This is a genomic window from Nocardia vinacea NBRC 16497, from assembly GCF_000308835.1.
Classification (GTDB): Bacteria; Actinomycetota; Actinomycetes; order Mycobacteriales; family Mycobacteriaceae; genus Nocardia; species Nocardia vinacea.
The window spans coordinates 1-17,432 of record NZ_BAGN01000377.1 but is presented as its reverse complement, the minus strand read 5'-3'; the positions used below and the strand labels follow the sequence as shown (position 1 = coordinate 17,432).

General features: G+C 65.7%; 18 protein-coding genes. 14 read left to right on the top strand and 4 right to left on the bottom strand.

Translation table 11 applies throughout. The features are described from left to right. The 6 genes from ON44_RS35145 to ON44_RS35120 form a co-directional block, all read left to right on the top strand. Positions 1-915: sugar porter family MFS transporter (locus ON44_RS35145; protein WP_040698690.1), on the top strand; the 915-nt coding region annotated here is incomplete at its 5' end. Beyond that, positions 912-1,916: a lactonase family protein gene (locus ON44_RS35140; RefSeq protein ID WP_040698682.1), complete on the top strand. Its 1,005-nt coding sequence runs from the start codon at positions 912-914 to the stop codon at positions 1,914-1,916. The genes ON44_RS35145 and ON44_RS35140, both read left to right, overlap by 4 nt. 124 nt (positions 1,917-2,040) lie before the next feature. After that, a complete protein-coding gene (locus tag ON44_RS35135) occupies positions 2,041-2,931 on the top strand; it encodes a LysR family transcriptional regulator (protein WP_306306533.1) in 891 nt (296 codons plus the stop codon). A 10-nt stretch (positions 2,932-2,941) separates the two neighbouring features. Next, positions 2,942-3,856, top strand: a complete 915-nt coding sequence (gene kdgD, locus ON44_RS35130) for a 5-dehydro-4-deoxyglucarate dehydratase (protein ID WP_040698680.1) — start codon at positions 2,942-2,944, stop codon at positions 3,854-3,856. Continuing rightward, positions 3,853-5,331 (top strand): aldehyde dehydrogenase (NADP(+)), encoded by a 1,479-nt coding sequence (locus tag ON44_RS35125; RefSeq protein WP_083898324.1) that lies wholly within the window; start codon positions 3,853-3,855, stop codon positions 5,329-5,331. The genes kdgD and ON44_RS35125 overlap by 4 nt, the downstream gene beginning before the upstream one ends. Before the next feature lies 1 nt (position 5,332). Then, entirely contained in the window at positions 5,333-6,610 is a 1,278-nt protein-coding gene (locus ON44_RS35120) for a glucarate dehydratase family protein (RefSeq protein ID WP_040698679.1), read from the top strand. Here the strand turns inward: ON44_RS35120 and ON44_RS35115 are convergent. Beyond that, complete coding sequence (locus tag ON44_RS35115; protein ID WP_040698677.1) at positions 6,596-7,264, bottom strand: cyclase family protein; 669 nt, start codon at positions 7,262-7,264, stop codon at positions 6,596-6,598. The two genes, ON44_RS35120 and ON44_RS35115, sit on opposite strands and share 15 nt — an antisense overlap. Positions 7,265-7,285: 21 nt before the next feature. Then, positions 7,286-7,843 carry a TetR family transcriptional regulator gene (locus ON44_RS35110; RefSeq protein WP_040698676.1) on the bottom strand — a complete coding sequence of 186 codons (558 nt, stop codon included), beginning with the start codon at positions 7,841-7,843 and terminating at the stop codon, positions 7,286-7,288. A 94-nt stretch (positions 7,844-7,937) separates the two neighbouring features. Between ON44_RS35110 and ON44_RS35105 the strand changes: the two genes are divergently transcribed. Further along, on the top strand, positions 7,938-9,533 hold the full coding sequence (locus ON44_RS35105) for a GMC oxidoreductase (RefSeq protein ID WP_040698674.1): 1,596 nt from the start codon (positions 7,938-7,940) through the stop codon (positions 9,531-9,533). Positions 9,534-9,536: 3 nt separating this feature from the next. On the opposite strand, the gene ON44_RS35100 is transcribed toward ON44_RS35105, so the two are convergent. Further along, the gene (locus tag ON44_RS35100) at positions 9,537-9,983 is read right to left on the bottom strand and encodes a MarR family winged helix-turn-helix transcriptional regulator (RefSeq protein ID WP_040698673.1); all 447 of its coding nucleotides are present in this window, start codon (positions 9,981-9,983) and stop codon (positions 9,537-9,539) included. A 188-nt stretch (positions 9,984-10,171) separates the two neighbouring features. Here ON44_RS35100 and ON44_RS35095 point away from each other — a divergent pair, with 188 nt between their 5' ends. The 5 genes from ON44_RS35095 to ON44_RS35075 all read left to right on the top strand — a co-directional run bounded on the left by ON44_RS35095 (position 10,172) and on the right by ON44_RS35075 (position 14,625). Next, positions 10,172-11,617, top strand: a complete 1,446-nt coding sequence (locus ON44_RS35095) for an MFS transporter (protein WP_040698672.1) — start codon at positions 10,172-10,174, stop codon at positions 11,615-11,617. 196 nt (positions 11,618-11,813) lie between these two features. Beyond that, entirely contained in the window at positions 11,814-12,218 is a 405-nt protein-coding gene (locus ON44_RS35090; RefSeq protein ID WP_083898323.1) for a hypothetical protein, read from the top strand. A gap of 169 nt (positions 12,219-12,387) precedes the next feature. Beyond that, positions 12,388-12,903, top strand: a complete 516-nt coding sequence (locus tag ON44_RS35085) for a gluconokinase (protein ID WP_040698670.1) — start codon at positions 12,388-12,390, stop codon at positions 12,901-12,903. Then, positions 12,900-13,673 carry a glucose 1-dehydrogenase gene (locus ON44_RS35080; RefSeq protein ID WP_040698687.1) on the top strand — a complete coding sequence of 258 codons (774 nt, stop codon included), beginning with the start codon at positions 12,900-12,902 and terminating at the stop codon, positions 13,671-13,673. Before ON44_RS35085 ends, ON44_RS35080 begins: the two co-directional genes overlap by 4 nt. Positions 13,674-13,698: 25 nt before the next feature. Further along, positions 13,699-14,625 carry a D-isomer specific 2-hydroxyacid dehydrogenase family protein gene (locus ON44_RS35075; RefSeq protein ID WP_083898322.1) on the top strand — a complete coding sequence of 309 codons (927 nt, stop codon included), beginning with the start codon at positions 13,699-13,701 and terminating at the stop codon, positions 14,623-14,625. Here ON44_RS35075 and nac read toward each other — a convergent pair. Further along, on the bottom strand, positions 14,619-15,530 hold the full coding sequence (nac, locus tag ON44_RS35070; protein ID WP_040698683.1) for a nitrogen assimilation transcriptional regulator NAC: 912 nt from the start codon (positions 15,528-15,530) through the stop codon (positions 14,619-14,621). The genes ON44_RS35075 and nac overlap by 7 nt on opposite strands. 276 nt (positions 15,531-15,806) lie before the next feature. Between nac and ON44_RS35065 the strand changes: the two genes are divergently transcribed. Further along, entirely contained in the window at positions 15,807-16,613 is an 807-nt protein-coding gene (locus ON44_RS35065) for a LamB/YcsF family protein (RefSeq protein ID WP_040698668.1), read from the top strand. Next, on the top strand, positions 16,601-17,311 hold the full coding sequence (locus ON44_RS35060) for a 5-oxoprolinase subunit B family protein (protein WP_040698666.1): 711 nt from the start codon (positions 16,601-16,603) through the stop codon (positions 17,309-17,311). Before ON44_RS35065 ends, ON44_RS35060 begins: the two co-directional genes overlap by 13 nt. Positions 17,312-17,432: the final 121 nt, after the last annotated feature.

Below are 17,432 nucleotides of genomic sequence, written 5' to 3'. Positions count from 1 at the left end.
GCCTACATCGTGGACTGGGCCCTGTCCGGCAGCGGTAACTGGCGCATGATGTTCGCGGTCGCGGCGATTCCCGCTGCTGCGCTGTTGGCGGGCATGTCGGTGCTGCCGGAGACGCCGCGGTGGCTGGTCCATGCCGGGCGCGAGGAGGAAGCGCGGGCCGTGCTGGCGGGTACCCACCGGGCCGATGAGATCGAATCCGAGATCAGCAGTATTCGCTCGGTCATTCGGTTGGATGAGCAGCAGAAGGGGCGGCTGCGCGATCTGTTGGCACCGTGGGCGCGGCCCGCTTTGGTGGTGGCGCTTATTCTGGCTGTCGGACAACAGTTCTCGGGCGTCAATGCCGTGAATGTGTACGCGCCGACCATGTTCAAGGATCTCGGCTTCGGAAATTCGACATCACTGCTGGCCTCCATTGTGCTCGGGGCGATCAAGGTGGCATTCACGGCCTGGGTGATCTTCGTCGTGGACCGTTGGGGCCGAAAGCCTTTGCTGCTGCTCGGCAATGTGTGTATGGCCTCGTCCCTGTTCCTGCTCGGCGCCATCGTGCTCGGCGTGCACAATCACACCGTTACCGGCCTCACCACGCTGATCCTGCTCAATGTCTATCTCGCGGGTTACGAATTGGGTTGGGGCGCGGTGGTGTGGGTGATGATGGCGGAGATCTTCCCGCTGCGGGTGCGCGGTGTCGGCATGGGCGTCGGCAGTGTCGTGCTGTGGAGTTCGACCTTCGCCATCACCTTCCTGTTCCCGGTGATGAACGATCATCTCGGCCTGGGCTATTCGGCCTGGATCTTCGCCGGGGTCAGCGTGGTGATGTTCATGCTGGTGCAGCGGTTCGTGCCGGAGACCAATGGTCGCAGTCTGGAGCAGATCGAGTTGGAGCTGCGGGCTCGGGTCAGCGGCAAATCCGCATGAGCGTGGTTTATGTATCGAATGCCGACAGTCGCGAAATCTCCGTGCTGCGACTCGACGACGACGGTGCGCTGACGCTCATCGAATCGCGGCCGGTAGACGGCGCGGTGATGCCCTTGGCGATGAGTCCGGACCGCCGGTATCTCTACGCATCACTGCGCTCGGCACCGTTCGCGGTGGCGGCATTCGCCAGAGATCCGGCATCGGGGCGGTTGACACCACTGTCGACCACGCCGTTGCCGGACAATATGGCATATCTCGCGACGGATCGAAGCGGGCGTTTTCTGCTCAGCGCGTCGTATTCGGGTGACAAGATCGCCGTCAATCCGATCGCATCCGATGGCGGCGTCGGACCACCGATCGCGGTGGAATCGACACCGCCGCACGCGCATTCGATACTCACCGATCCGTCGAACCGGTATCTGTTCGCGGCAGCGCTCGGCGGTGATGTGATTCTGCAGTACCGTTTCGATGCCGAAACCGGGCGGCTCACACCGAATGAGCCGCCGTGGGTCGAGACCGCAGCCGGCGCTGGTCCGCGTCATATCCTGTTCCATCCGTCCGGCTCGTTCGCCTTCGTGGCGAATGAGCTGGACGGCACGGTGAACAGTTACCGCTTCGAATCCGATACGGGCACGCTCACTCTCATCGCCTCGGCATCGGTGCTGCCGCCGGAAGCGGACGGGCCACCCTGGACTTCGGAGCTGTGCAGCACGCCCGATGGCCGCTATCTCTATGTGGCCGAACGGACTTCGAGCACGATCACGGGATTTCGTATCGACTCGGCAACCGGGCTGCTCGATCCGCTCGGGCACACGCCCACCGAGACCCAGCCGCGCGGATTCGCCATCGATCCGAGCGGGCGGTTCCTGGTGGTCGCGGGGCAGAAATCCCATGCCGTCACCAGCTACGCCATCGATCCCGCGACCGGCGCGCTCACCCCACGACAACAACTCGGTGTCGGCCGCGACCCCAACTGGGTCGAGATCGTCGCCCGCCAATGAATACCTTCAAGGTATCGGTTGATGCCGAATTGGCGTTGGACGAGTATCAGTAGCGCGTCATAGCCTGCGGAGAGCGCAATCTGCGGGCCAGGCGGAGTGCACGCCACAACGCAGGAGGAGAACGATGTCGATGCTGTCGCTGGAGCAGGTCCGCGGCTTCGTCACGGTGGCCGAGGAGGGTAATTTCCGGCGGGCGGCCGAACGCTTGCGGATGACGCAGCCGCCGCTGAGCCGCCAGATCCAGAAGCTCGAACGCGATATCGGCGTGGAACTCTTCGACCGCACCCAGCGGCAGGTCCAACTGACCCCGGCCGGGGAGGTCTTCCTGACCGAGGCGCGTCGTCTCCTGGCCCTGGCAGGCGCAGCGCCCGGCACCGCCCGCTTGGTAGCCGCCGGCGGGGCGGGCACGGTGCGGATCGGCTTCACCGCGGCGTCGGGCTTCGGCTTCCTCGGCCGATTCCTCAATCACATCGAAGCCGGACTCGACCGCGTCGAGATCGTGCTGCGTGAGATGGTGAGTTCCGACCAGTTCGAGAACCTGCGTAGCGGCAGCCTCGATCTCGCGCTGGCCCGCCCGCCGTTCGACCGCACCGAATTCGATTCGCGACTGGTGCATTCCGAAGGCTTGATGCTGGCGGTCCCGGAACAGCACAAGCTGGCCGGGGACGGTCCGATCGCGATCGAGGAACTGGGCGGTGAGACGCTGCTGGTGTACGCGCCGGGCCCGGCCCGCTATTTCGCCGATCTCGTCTCCGGCATCCTCGCCGCCGTGCCCTACACCGCCACCCATGAACTCACCCAGGTGCACACCATGCTCGCGCTGGTGGCCGCCGGACGCGGTTTGGCCCTGGTACCGGAAACCTCCACCCACCTGCATCCCGACGGCGTGCGGTTCCGGCCGCTCATCGGTGTCGAGGATCCCGTCGTCCTGCACGCGGTCTGGCGGCGCGACTGCGCCAATCCGGCGCTGCACCGAGTCATCGAACTGCTCGATTCGCTGCCGCCCGCTCCATGAGAGGAACCACATGTCCCATCTGTCCGCCGACGAGCTGGGCCCGGCACTTGGCCGCGGGCTATTGTCCTTCCCCGTCACGCATTTCGATGCGGAGCTGGCCTTCGACGAGGCCGCCTACCGCAAACACATTGCCTGGCTGTCCCAATACGAGGTGGCGGGTCTGTTCGCCGCGGGCGGTACAGGTGAGGGTTTCTCGCTGACACCACCCGAAATCGATCAGGTGGTGCGCGCCGCGGTCACCGAGACCGGTGGCCGGATCCCGGTTGTCGCACCGGCCACCGCGGGCACTGCCGTGGCGATAGAACAGGCCCGCGCCGCCGAAGCCGCTGGCGCCGAAGGCATTCTGCTCATGCCGCCGTATCTCACCGAGGCCGGCCCGGACGGGCTGGTCGAGCATGTCGCGGCCATCTGCGCCGCCACCTCGCTCGGTGTCATCTTCTACAGCCGCGCCAACGCGACATGCAATGACGTGACCTTGGCCAGGATGGCCGAGCGTTGCCCGAATCTGGTCGGGTTCAAAGACGGTGTCGGCAATGTCGAGACGATGACCCGCATCTATGCCCGGCTCGGCGACCGGCTCACCTATATCGGCGGGCTACCGACCGCGGAGACCTTCGCGCTGCCCTATACCGAAATGGGCGTCACCACATACTCTTCCGCGATCTTCAACTTCGTGCCGGAGTTCGCACTCGACTTCTACCGGGCCGTGCGGGCCCATGACCGCGACGAGGTCTACCGGCGGTTGCGCGACTTCGTCATCCCCTATCTCGATATCCGTGACCGTGCTCCCGGTTATGCGGTGTCGATCGTCAAGGCCGGGCTGACCGCCATCGGTCACCCGGCCGGGCCGGTACGGCCGCCCCTGACCGATCTCACCGCGCCCGAGCTCGCCGAACTGACCGCACTGGTCGACACGATCGCATGAACAGCACCACCCACAACCTCCGGGAGGATTTCATGGACACCGACCTCGACGAACTTGCGCGGATCATCGCCGCTGCGACCGACGCCGCAGGCCGCCTCGCCGACACCACACCCACCGAACGCGCACAGTGGCTCACCCATATCGCCGATGCCATGGATGCCGCCGCCGATGAACTCGTACCGCTCGCCGCGGCCGAGACCCAGCTGCCCGAAACACCCCGCCTGCGTGGCGAATTGACCCGCACCACCTTTCAGTTGCGACTGTTCGCCGATGTGCTCGCCGATGGAGAATTCCTCGCCGCCACCGTGGATCACGCCGATCCGAGCTGGCCGATGGGACCGCGACCCGATATCCGGCGCAGCCTCGTACCGATCGGCCCCACGCTCGTTTTCGCCGCGAGCAACTTTCCGTTCGCGTTCAGTGTCGCGGGTGGCGATACCGCCTCGGCACTTGCCGCGGGCTGTCCCGTTGTCCTCAAAGCACATCCGGGTCACCCGCGACTGTCCGATCGGACCGGCGCGATTGTGCGCGAAGCATTGACAGCGGCCGGGGCACCGGGAGGCACCTTCGCGGTCATCCACGGTGTCGAAGCGGGCACTACCGCTTTGCGCCATCCAGATATCGCCGCCGCATCGTTCACCGGTTCACTGGCGGGTGGCCGGGCGCTGTTCGATATCGCATCGTCACGACCGCGTCCGATCCCGTTCTACGGCGAACTCGGCAGCGTCAATCCGGTAGTGGTACTCCCCGGCGCGATTCGCGCGCGCGGACAACAGATCGTCGAGGGTTTCGTCGGATCGTTCACCCTCGGTGCCGGACAATTCTGCACCAAACCCGGTGTGCTGCTGCTGCCTTCGGAGCACGGACTCGCCGATGCGCTGACCACCGCGGTCGCGGCCGTGCCACAACGGCCGCTACTCAACGAGCACATCGCCAACGGCTTCCGATCGCGCGTCACCACCCTGCGCGAAAACTCCGCAGTCACTGCCCTTTCGGCACCCGACGAGCTGCTCGCACCGACCTTGCTGAGCGTGCGCGCCACCGATTTCCTGTCAGGCGGTGCGGCCCTGCAGGCGGAATGCTTCGGCCCGGCGGCGCTGGTCGTCGAATATGCGAATCTCATTGATTTGCAACAGGTTCTGCACGAGCTCGAGCCCGGACTCACCGCGACGATCGTTGCGGAGGACTCCGAGATCGACGATGTGCGCCCCCTCCTGCCCGCCCTCACCGCACTCGCGGGCCGACTGCTGTGGAACGACTGGCCCACCGGTGTCACCGTCAGCTGGGCCCAACAGCACGGCGGCCCATACCCGGCCACCACTGCCCCGACCACCACCTCGGTGGGCACCGCCGCGATCACCCGCTTCCTGCGGCCGATCGCCTGGCAGGGCTTCCCGGATCAACTGCTCCCACCTGCCCTGCGCGAGGCCAACCCGTGGCGGCTGCCGCGCCGCGTCGATGGAAAGCGAGACTGATATGTCCCCCGTTATCACCGATGTTCGACTGACCCCGATCCTCATCGCCGACGCTCCCCTGCTCAATGTCGGTGGCGTGCACCAGCCGTATACCCCGCGCCTGATCGTCGAGATCGAAACCGATAGCGGCGCTTGCGGTCTCGGCGAAACCTATGGCGACCGCGTCTACCTCGAGCGCGCGGCCGACCTCGCCCCACAGTTGATCGGCATGCCGGTCGCCGCGATCAACGCCATCCGCCTGCTCGGCGCGAACACCACCGGGGAGGTGCTGATCGAGAACCCGGTCGCGGGCGGACTGCGCGGCACCCTCACCACCGACAAGGTCCGACTCAGTGTGATATCGGCGTTCGAATCGGCCGCACTCGACGCCCACGGTCGCGAGCTCGGTCTGCCGGTGCATGCCTTGCTCGGCGGCAAGGTCCGCGACCGGGTCGACTATTCGGGCTATCTGTTCTACAAGTGGGCCGACCATCCGTTCCCCGACGCACCGACCGACGACTGGGGCGAGGTCATCGATCCCGACGGCGTCGTCCGTTTGGCCGAGAAGTTCGCCGCCCATGGCGGATTCCGCTCGTTCAAACTCAAGGGCGGCGTATTCCCGCCCGAGGAGGAAGTCGCCGCGATCGAGGCACTGGCCAAGGCATTTCCGGATCATCCGCTGCGGCTGGATCCCAACGGCGGTTGGTCGCTGAGCAGCGCAACGACTGTTGCCGAACAACTTTCGGGTGTCGTCGAATATCTGGAAGACCCGACCGCCCGCCGCGAGGATATGGCGGAAGTGCATCGTCGCACCGGAATGCCGTTGGCCACCAATATGATCGTCACCTCGATCGAGGAGGTCCGTCCCGCCTTCGATCTCGATGCCGTCCAGATCGTGCTGTCCGACCATCACTTCTGGGGCGGACTATTCGCCACCCGCGATCTGGCCGCCGTCTGCCACGCCTACGGCAAAGGCGTTTCGATGCACTCCAATACCCACCTCGGAATCAGCCTGGCGGCAATGACCCATGTGGCCGCCACCGTCCCCGAGTTGACCTACGCCTGCGACACCCATTACCCGTGGCAACCCGAAGATGTGATCGCCGAAACCATCGTCTTCGAAGGGGGAGCCGTCACCGTCCCCGATGCACCCGGCCTCGGCATCCAACTCGATACAGACGCACTCGAGCGCCTCCATCATCGTTGGAAAGCCTTGCCGCAGTGGCACAATCGCGATGACATCGCGGGCATGCGCCTGGTCGATCCGGCATACCAGCCGCCGACCTCACCCAAATACTGAGGAATCGGTCCAGGCGACCGCGCGTAGCGGAAACGAGCCCATCCCACGTACCGGCGCCGGGAGTGCGATCAGCCGCGCACCGGTGTCGGGGACCGCGTCCAGGTTCGTCAGCTGCTCGATGATCGGGATTCCCGCCCCGAGCAGCGTGTGGTGGCACGGCCGCGTCGGCAGGGACGTGTCATCGATATCCAGCGAGTCGATGCCGACCAGTGCCACATTGGCGGCGACCAGCGCATCCGCAACCTCGCCGACCAAGAACGGATGCCCGGGGCCTCGATACCCGGACGAACCCCATCGGGCCGACCATCCGGTGTGCACGAGCACCGCCTTGCCCCATAGCTGTGCCGGGTCGCCGAGCACATCCGGTCCGACTACGCGCGTTCCCGCCGCACGGATGATCACGATCGGCACGTTGAACAGCCGTTCCAGCGGCAGCTCGGCGATATCGGCGCCGTCGGCATGGAAGTGGAACGGCGCGTCGATATACGTCCCCGCATGGCCGACGGTATCCACGCGCGCGATTTCGTAGGTCATATCGATCAGTGCCGACCGGTCACGTGCAATGTGTGTGGTGACTCGCGGTCCAGGCAGGCCTGGATAGGTGAGCATGCCATCCGAGATCGGATGAGACAGCTCAACTATCGCCTTGCCCATGCTGGAGACCGTACCCGCAGATCACGCGCGCAACCCACGCTCCAATATCGCCCACGCTTGCCGGGATGTGGCCTGCCTGGATTCCGGGGCCGTCTTCGCCAGCAGGGCCGCCAGCATCGCCACCGCCAATACGACGTCCATTGCCGTGACATCGGCACGAATATCGCCACGCTGGCGCGGGTCGTCGAGCTTCTGGGCGATGAGGCCGAGTAGCCGCCATGCAGCGCCGAGCAACTGCTCGTCCTCGGTGTTCGACGGATAGATCATGGCGATGAAGGCCGCGGACGCATTCAGTTGATCGACGATGAGGGCCAGCACATCCCCGACCGTGGTCGCCGGATCGGCGGCAAGTACTTCCAGCTCAACGATATTCTCCTCGAATACCGCCAGCGCCATGCTCTCCCTGGTCGGAAAATGCCGGTACAGCACCCCCTGTCCGACACCTGCCGCGCGCGCGATCAAACTCAGCGGTGCGTCGAAACCGTTCTCCGCGAATACAGTTCGAGCCGCCCGAATCAGAGCCGCCCGGTTTCCAGCGGCGGCTTTGGGTCCCAAATTCTGTCGGCGCGACGCAGTCACCTGCTCAACGCTACCGCTTGACTCGACCGACAGTCTCCAGCAAACTGTCGAGCAAACCGGACAAGACCGTCCGGTTATGTAAGTGAGGAAGAGCATGTCGGTGATCACCCGCCGGGCCCTGTTGACCGCCACCGCGGCGGCCGGCGTCACCATACTCGGCTCACGAACCACCAACCCGAAGCACGGCATCGCCGCACGGGTCAACAGCGTCCCGCTCACCCGGGAGGAACGCCGGGTCGTGGTGGTCGGATCCGGATTCGGCGGCGGGGTAACCGCACTGCGTTTGGCCGAGGCCGGCGTCCCGGTGCTACTGCTCGAACGTGGGATGCGCTGGCCGACCGGGCCGAATTCGGAGACCTTTCCGCGCGCCTCGGCGCTCGACAAGCGGGTGCTCTGGTACCGGTCCAGCCCGACATTATTCGGTGCACCACTGGCTTTCGAACCGTATACCGGCCTGGTCGAGGCGGTGCCCGGAACGAATATGACCGCCCTGTGCGCCGCGGGCCTCGGCGGCGGCTCGCTGATCTACCAGGGCATGTCGCTACAGCCCACGCAGCCGGTATTCGATGCGAATCTGCCCGAGGAACTCGACTGGACGACCATGGATCGGGTGCACTACCCGAGGGTGGCGCGCATGCTCGGCCTCGCGGTGGCGCCTGACGAGTTGATCGCGAACCGGAACTACACGGCCGCACGCGTATTCGGTGACCACGTGCGCCAGGCCGGACTGCCGCTGTCGAAGATTCCGATGCCCATCGACTGGAACTACGCACTCGCCGAGCTGCGCGGTGAGATGAAACCGTCGTACACCAACGGCGACGGCGCGATGGGTGTGAACAACGGCGGTAAGCATTCGGTCGATGTCACCTACATCGCCGCGGCCGAGGCGACCGGACGGGTGGAGGTGCAGACGCTGCACCAGGTCACCGATGTCGAACGCGGCACCGACGGCCGCTGGGTCGTGTACGTCGAACGGCTCGACACCTCCGGCAATGTCCTGGAAAACAAGATCATCACGGCCAATGCCCTGGTGCTGTCGGCGGGCAGTCTGAACACCACCAAGCTGCTGGTGCGCGCCGGGGCGAAGGGGAAGATTCCGGACCTGCCCGATGGGCTGGGTCAGCAGTGGGGCACCAATGCCGACCGGATCTACGTCTGGACCGACCCCATCTCCGATTTCGGTGCGGCACAGGGCGGTCCCGTGGTCTACGGAAGTAAGAACTGGGACGATCCGCAGGCCGCGTTCACCGTCATCCAGGCCTCCATTCCGCCGATGCAGATGGACCCCAAGAGCACCATGCTGGTCGGATACGGCGTCAGCGCGGACCGCGGCCGGTTCGTCTACGATTCCGCGACCGACGATGCGATTTTGCAGTGGCCGAAGAACGGCGACGCGAGTATCCAGAACAATCACATCGATCCGGCCGTGCGCCGAATCGCCGGCCCGACAAGCATTTTGGTCGACACCAACGCGCTGTTCCCGTCCACCTGGCACGCCCTCGGCGGCGCGAGCATGGGATCGGTCTGCGATCTCGACGGCCGGGTCCTGGGTCAGCGCGGTCTCTATGTGGTCGACGGCGCGCTCCTGCCGGGCAATGCCGCGGCCTGCAATCCGTCGATGACGATCGCCGCCGTCGCGGAGCGAGCTCTCGACCACCTGGTCACCCAGGACATCGGCACCGCGTTCTGACGACTACGGGCGCGGCCAGGGGCGGCCGAGATAGCGCTCGATATCGATATTGAAACGCTGCAGATAATCGGCGAAGTCGGCCGCATCCTGCGGTGACCAGTCCGCGAGGATCGTCGCCAAGGTTTGCAGCGATTCGTCGCGTTCGCGGTCGAGTTGCCGCTCGCCTTCGGCGGTAATGCGGAATTTGCGGGCCATGCCGCCATCCGGATCCGGGATCCGTTCCACCAAACCGTCGCGCACCATGGCCGCGGTCCGCCGGTTCAGCGTCGACACATCCTGACCCACCGCCTCGCTCAGCTGCCCGAGCGTCATCGGGCCCTCCACCCGCAGCCGGTTGAGCAACGTATACGTGTTGCGATCGAGTCGACGCCCGCCGAGTTGCCGGGAGGCGAGGCTGTACCGGCCGAACAGCATGGTCTCGAACTCGATCTTGTCGAGGATTTTGTCCATTTCGGGTCCTTCTGCCGATCCGCGCCGACCTGCGCCTGGATTTCCGTAGCACCAGGTATACCACGCGATGTGCGTCACACACATCATGTGCATCTAGCACATGACATGTATATGCCATACAGTGTGCACAGCGCACATCACATGCGCTCAACATACTTCCCCTGATTTCGACCGATTCGGAGACGCGCGTGAATACTCCAGCCCCCGCTACCCGGCCAGGCGGCGTTCTCGCCGTGCTGGCCACCGCGGGCATCGTCGCCTCGCTCATGGCGACACTCGTTATGCCGCTGCTCGGTGAGCTGCCACAACTGCTGCACACCACCTCGTCCAACGCCACCTGGGTGGTCACGATCACCCTGCTCGTCGGCGCCGTGATCACTCCGGTCGCCGGACGACTCGGCGACCTCTACGGCAAGCGGAAGATCCTGCTCGCCTCGATCGTGCCGCTGGTCGCCGGTTCACTCGTCTGCGCCGTCGCGACCTCGATCGTGCCGATGATCATCGGCCGCGGCCTGCAGGGCGCCGGCGTCGGCATCATTCCGCTGGGCATCAGCGCGCTGCGTGATCTGCTGCCGCCGGAGCGGTTGGGCGCGGCCATCGCACTGATCAGTTCGTCGCTGGGTATCGGCGCCGCCATGGGCCTTCCGCTGTCCGCGGCCATTGTCGAATACAGCAACTGGCGGGTGCTGTTCTGGGGCTCGGCCGCGCTTGCCGCGCTGGTCGGTGTACTGATCTTCGCGATCATTCCGGATACCCCGAACAGCGGCGCCGCCGGACGTTTCGACGCACTCGGGGCGATCGGCCTCGGCGCCGGACTCGTATCACTGCTGCTCGCCATCTCCAAGGGCGCCGCCTGGGGCTGGACCAGTGCCGGCATCCTCGGGTTGTTCGTCGCCGCGGTGGTCTCGCTGTTGGTCTGGGGTTGGTGGGAGCTGCGCATCGTTGCGCCGCTGGTCGATCTGCGCGTGACCGCACGGCCGCAAGTGCTGCTGACCAATGCGGCCTCGGTCGTCGTCGGTATCGCCATGTACTCCCAGTCGCTGGTCATGCCGCAACTGCTGCAACTGCCCACTGCCACCGGTTACGGCCTCGGCCAGTCGATGATGGCGATGGGACTGTGGATGGCGCCGGCGGGTGTCGTCATGATGCTGATCTCGCCGGTGGGCGCCAAGCTCTCCGCCGCCCGCGGTCCCAAGTTCACCCTGGTCACCGGATGCCTGATCATCGCGTTCGGCTATGCCTCCGCCATGGCACTGATGGGTTCCACCTGGGGCATGTTGGCCGTGACCGTGATCATCAGTGCGGGAACCGGTTTCGCCTACGGCGCCATGCCCGCCCTGATCATGGGTGCGGTCCCGGTATCGGAAACCGCCGCCGCCAACAGCTTCAACACCCTGATGCGCTCGGTCGGCACCTCCGCCGCAGCCGCTGTGATCGGCGCGGTACTCGCCCAGATGACCGTCTCGATGGGCGGGCACGCCATCCCGACCGAAAGCGGATTCCGCGTCGCCCTGCTGATCGGCTGTGGCGTCGCCGTACTCGGCGCCGCGATCTCGGCGACCATCCCGACCCGCCGGACCCCGGACTTCTCCGAGCCCACCATCACCGCGGAACCCGTCGCCGTCCGGGTGTGACTTGCAGGTCCGCACGGACCGATCGGCTCCGGAGGTGGTGCAAGGTTCCCAGATCCGGAAGGCCGCGAATACCCGGTTATCAACTGCCGCCGCATGTTCCGCGTGGCAGCAGCGATGGTGCCCGAGTTTGGGTGCCGAGCGTGCAGGGTAAGAAGTCGAACGCTAGATCTCACGTGAAAGAGGAAAGGGTTCGACCTTGATCAACGCCAAGAAGCCGATCGCCGTGTGTGCGGCCGCCATCGGGATCACCGCCGGGATGGCGGTATTCCTCCCAGCCACTGCGTCCGCGGCGACATACGACGGCCAGTGTGGTGCAGGCTTCAAGGTGATCGACTCACACGAGTTGAAGGGCGGCACAGTCTTTCTCACCTACGACGGCAGGACCAACTGCGTAGTCACCGTGCGGGACAAGCCGGGCGAGCCGATCTCGATGGGCGCCGCCGTGCGTCAGTCGAAAGACCACTCCCAGGTTGTCATAAACGACGACCGCGTCTTCTCCGACTACGCGTACGCGAAGGTCGAAGCCGAAGGCAAGTGCATCGACTGGGGCGGCCGCATCAAGGACGACCTCTGGGAAGAATTCGGAGTCCACTGCGGATAACGAGCCTCGCCGCACCGACGGCCTCGCGGCCGTCGGTGCGGTTCGGCGTTCAGCCCTCGCCTTTCGTTATGACGTCCTCCAGAACCGGTATCGCCTGATCATTGCCCTGATGCGGTGGATTCGGGCATGGTCGATCTGCGTATCTGGACACCGGCGGACGGGAATATTCATGGGCGGCGATCGGCGACCACACATTGTGGTGATGGGCGTGACGGGTTGCGGGAAATCGACGATCGCGCGGCAGGTTGCCGGGATGACGGGCGGCGAGTTCCTGGATGCCGATGATCTGCATTCCCCATCGAATGTCGCGAAGATGGCCGCGGGTATCCCACTTACCGACGCGGACCGGGCACCATGGCTCGAGGCTGTACGCGACTGGATGGGCACACGAAGTGCCGGCGTGGTGGCATGTTCCGCGCTGCGCCGTCGGTATCGGAATGTGCTCCGAAATGTCACTGCGCCAGTCGCTTTCGTGCACCTCGACGGCGCGCCTACTACTATTCGGTCGCGGATGGCGGCACGCCGCGGGCATTTCATGCGGCCAGTCCTACTCGATTCTCAACTCGCATTGCTCGAGCCCCTCGAGCCGGATGAGTTCGGGGTCGTATTGGATGTCGGGGCGGGGCCGGACGAGATCGCGCGGTCGGTGGTCGATTTCGCGCGGGACCGGGCGGTGGCGTGGTGAGTGCGCATCGGAGTTTCGATATCGAGGGCAAGATCGCCCTCGTCACCGGCTCGAGCCGCGGTATCGGATATGCGCTGGCAACCGGACTCGCCGAGACGGGAGCGACGGTAGTCCTCAATGGCCGTGACGCGGCGAGACTCGCCCGCAGCCGGGACGAGATCGCAGACAAGACCGGCGCGGTAGTCCACGTTTGCGCATTCGATGCGACGGACTCCGCGCAGGTGACCGCCGCGGCGCAGCACGTCGAAGACGAGATCGGTCCGGTGGATATCGTCGTGAACAACACCGGAGTCCAGCATCGCAGCCCGCTGCTCGAATTCTCCGACGCAGATTTCCGTCGCGTACTCGATACCAATCTCTTCAGCGCATTCTGTGTGGGGCGCGAATTCGCCCGCGCGATGGTCGAACGTGGCCGCGGCAAGATCGTCAATATCTGTTCGGTGCAAAGCGAATTGGGCCGGGCGGGTATCGCACCGTATGCGGCGAGCAAGGGCGGGCTGAAGATGCTCACCCGCGGCATGTGCGCGGATTGGGCTCCACTGGGACTGCAGGTCAATGCGATCGCGCCCGGCTACTTCGATACCGAGTTGACGTCCGCGCTGGTGAATGACGCCGATTTCAGCGCCTGGCTCACCAAGCGCACACCGGCCGGACGCTGGGGACGTACCGAGGAATTGGTCGGTGCGCTGCTGTTTCTCGTCTCGCCCGCATCGGATTTCGTCAACGGCCAGATCCTGTATGTCGATGGCGGTTTGACCGCCGTCGTCTGATCCACTTCCAGCTCGAAAGGCAACCGTGCCGAATATCAGCCGTCCCCGAATCCATCTCGGTCCCGATTCCGACTCCGCCCTCGCCAAGGGGATCGAGCAAGGCGGCGGCATTCTCGTTCCACTCGCCGACGCGGACGCGGTGGTGTGGACGCAGGGACCGGCCACCTTCCCCGACCGGCTGCCCGACGCAGTGCGCTGGGTGCAGTTGCCCTCCGCCGGCGTCGAACCCTGGATCTCCGCCGGGATCATCGATGAGACTCGCGTCTGGACCTCAGCGGCCGGCGCCTACGCGCGCAATGTCGCCGAGCACGGCGTCCTGCTGCTGCTCGCCGGTGTACGGGTCCTCGCCGAGCAGGTACGCGCGACATCCTGGCGCAAGTCGGATTTCGACCCACGGGTCGGGACGCTGTACGGCTCGACCGTGGCAATCGTCGGCTGTGGCGGCATCGGCCGCGCCATGATCCCCTTGCTCACCGCATTCGGTGCACAGGTACTGGCAGTCACCCGGTCGGGCGCTCCGGTGCCCGGCGCCGCCGAGACGGTCGCCGCAGATCGGACAACCGAAATCTGGTCGCGGGCAGATCATTTCGTACTCGCCGCACCGGCGACACCGGACACCGCACACCTCGTGGATGCGGACGCTCTCGCGAGTATGAAGTCGACCGCCTGGATCGTGAATGTGGCTCGTGGCTCGCTCATCGACACCGGCGCACTGGTACGCGCACTCGAGGACGGATCGATCGGCGGCGCCGCCCTGGATGTGACCGAACCCGAACCACTTCCGGCGGGCCATCCCCTCTGGACGCTGCCCAACGCCATCGTCACCCCGCATGTCGCCAATCCCGCGACGGGCCTCACCGCGGTGCTCGCCGATCATGTCGCGGCGAACGTCGAACGGTTCGCCGCCGGACAGCCGCTGCTCGCGACCATCGACATCCGACGCGGTTATTGAGCCGTACGCCCCGCACTGTTCCTGACATAGTTGGCGACGACGGCGCGCAATATCTCGCGCACGGCCTCCGCCGGTTTGGACAGCGGCTGATTGGTCGGAGTGCCAAGCGACACCTGGACCGTGATCGCCGGTTCGATGCGGCGCAATTCCAGATTCTCGACGGTCATGATCCGACGGGCCACCGACAACGGTAAAACGGTGGCGCCCAAGCCATTTCGCACTGCCTGCGCCATCAGCGCCACCGACTCGACCTCCCCCACGACATGCGCGTGTTCGAGCGCGTGATCGTATGCCTGCTCCACGACCTTCCGGATCGTGTGCATCGGGCCGGGCAGCAGCAGCGGCAGGCCCTTCAACTGCGCGATGGAGACCGCGGAACCGGTCGTACCGGGGAGCCCGGTCCCCGTCGGTGCGACGACCATCAGTTCTTCGGTGAGCAATCGCTCGAAGGTCACCCCCTTGATCGGCCCGGCGTCGTACAGCAGCGCCATATCCATCCGGCCGGTCATCATCGCCTCGCTGAGCACGCCGCCGAAGTTCTCGTTGATGTGCAGCAGGATGCTCGGATATCGCTCACGCACCGCGGTCAGCAATGGCAGAGCGATCGCGTTGACCGTGCTGTAGGGCGCCAGCCCGACGGAAACACCGCCCGCCAGTTCGCGGCCGACCACACTCACCTCAGCCTGTGCGCTCTGCACCTGACGCAGGATGATCTGCGCGTGCCGGTACAGCGCCCGGCCGGCATCGGTGGGCTCGACGCCTTGTTTGTGCCGGATCAGCAGCTGCTGACCGAACTGGGCCTCCAGGGCCGTCATCTGCTGGCTCAGCGCGGGCTGGGCGATGTGCAGGATATCCGCGGCCCGGGTGATACTGCCGGCATCCACGATGCGCACGAACGAAAACAAGCGTCGGGTATCCACGTCGTCGATCCACCTTTCTCGCAGCAACGTCGTCGCACGCGATGATTTCCGTATTGTTGCTCTGTGGAAACGCGGCGGTACCGAATTCACGGCCGACATTATGAGCCCGCCGCATAGTCGCTGCTCAGACACCATAGAGGTTCGTTATCGCCTCACCCGAAACCGGTATTACCCGCGCCAGGGCGAACCTGCGTAGCGTCCTTTTCACACCGCACGTTCACTCATACGGTGCTCGCAGTTTCCCACCCCGCGGAGGCATCCATGGCTTGGAATATCGATCTCGTCGCCGATATCGGTGAGAGTTTCGGGGCGTGGACGATGGGCGATGACAACGCACTGCTCGACGTCCTCACCTCCGCCAATATCGCCTGCGGCTTCCACGCGGGCGATCCGCAGACCATGGACCGGACGGTCCGTCAGTGCGTTGCCCGCGGCATCGGTATCGGCGCGCACCCCAGCTTCCCGGATCTGGTCGGCTTCGGCCGGCGGGCCATGGACCTCTCCGCCGACGAGGTGCGCACCGATGTCCTGTACCAACTCGGCGCGCTGCACGCCTTCGCCGTCGCGCACGGCACCACGGTGTCGCATGTGACACCGCACGGCCGCCTGGGCAACCTGGTGGCGACCCGCGCCGACTACGCCGCCGCCGTGGTCGATGCCGTCGGGTCGTTCGATCCGAACCTGATCGTGCTCGCCCAGGACGGCGAACTCGCCGACCACGCCCGCGCACAGGGGATTCGCGTCGGCATCGTCGGCATCGTGGATCGCGCTTATCGGGCAGACGGCACCCTCGTCCCGCGATCCGAGCCGGGTGCGGTCATTCACGACCCCGAGGTCCTCGCCCGCCGCGCGGTGCGCATGGTGACCGAGGAGATCATCGAATCCGTCGACGGCACAAGCCTTTCCGTCCGTCCGAACACACTGCTTTTGCACGGCGACAACGCAGACGCAGTGCGCAATGCACGGGCGATCCGGACCGCGCTCATTGCGGCGGGTGTGCACATCGTCCCACTGCCCGAGGTACTCGCGGATCGTGCCGGTAAGGAAAACGAACCATGTCCGGCATAGCGGGAGTCGCCTTCCAGGTCGCGGCCTGCGGTGATTCCGCCGTACGCGTCACCGCGCAGGGTGCCGACCGAGAGGAATGCTGGCGCGCTGTGCACGCGATCGCGGCCGCGATCGACACCGATGCGGACCGCTTCGCGATTACCGGCGTCATTCCGACCTACGACGCCGTGCTCATCGAATTCGACTGCGCGGCAAGCACTCACGACAATATTCGACAGCTGCTCGCGAATCTCGTACGAGAGTCGGTAGCACCGAAACCACGCCCGGCCCGGCATTTCGATATCCCCGTGGTCTACGGCGGCGAGTACGGTCCGGATCTCGACGACGTGGCCGACCAGTTGGGGCTGTCCCCGGCCGAGGTGATCCGCGTGCACGGATCGTCACCACTCACCATGCGCTGCTTCGGATCTCCGGGCGGGGCGCCGATGCTCGACGGTCCCGCCTTCCCACGGCCGGTACCCCGACGTGTCGTCCCGCGCCCGCATGTACCCGCCGGAGCCGTGGCAGTGGCCGGTCGACAGGCTGTCGTTTCGGCACGGCCCGCGCCCGGCGGATGGCCCGTCATAGGTCGAACCCCGCGCACCATGGTCGACCCGACGACCGAGCCGCTGTCTGCCTTCCGGCCCGGCGACACGTTTCGGTTCCATGCCATCGCGGCCCACGAATGGTCCCGGTTCGAGGGGGTGCTGCGTGGCTGAGACCATCACCGTGACGACCCCGGGGATCACCACCGTCCAGGATCTGGGTCGTCGCCGGGCCTCACGGATCGGCCAGCTGACCGGCGGTGCCCTCGACCAGTACAGCGCCGAGGTCGCCAAC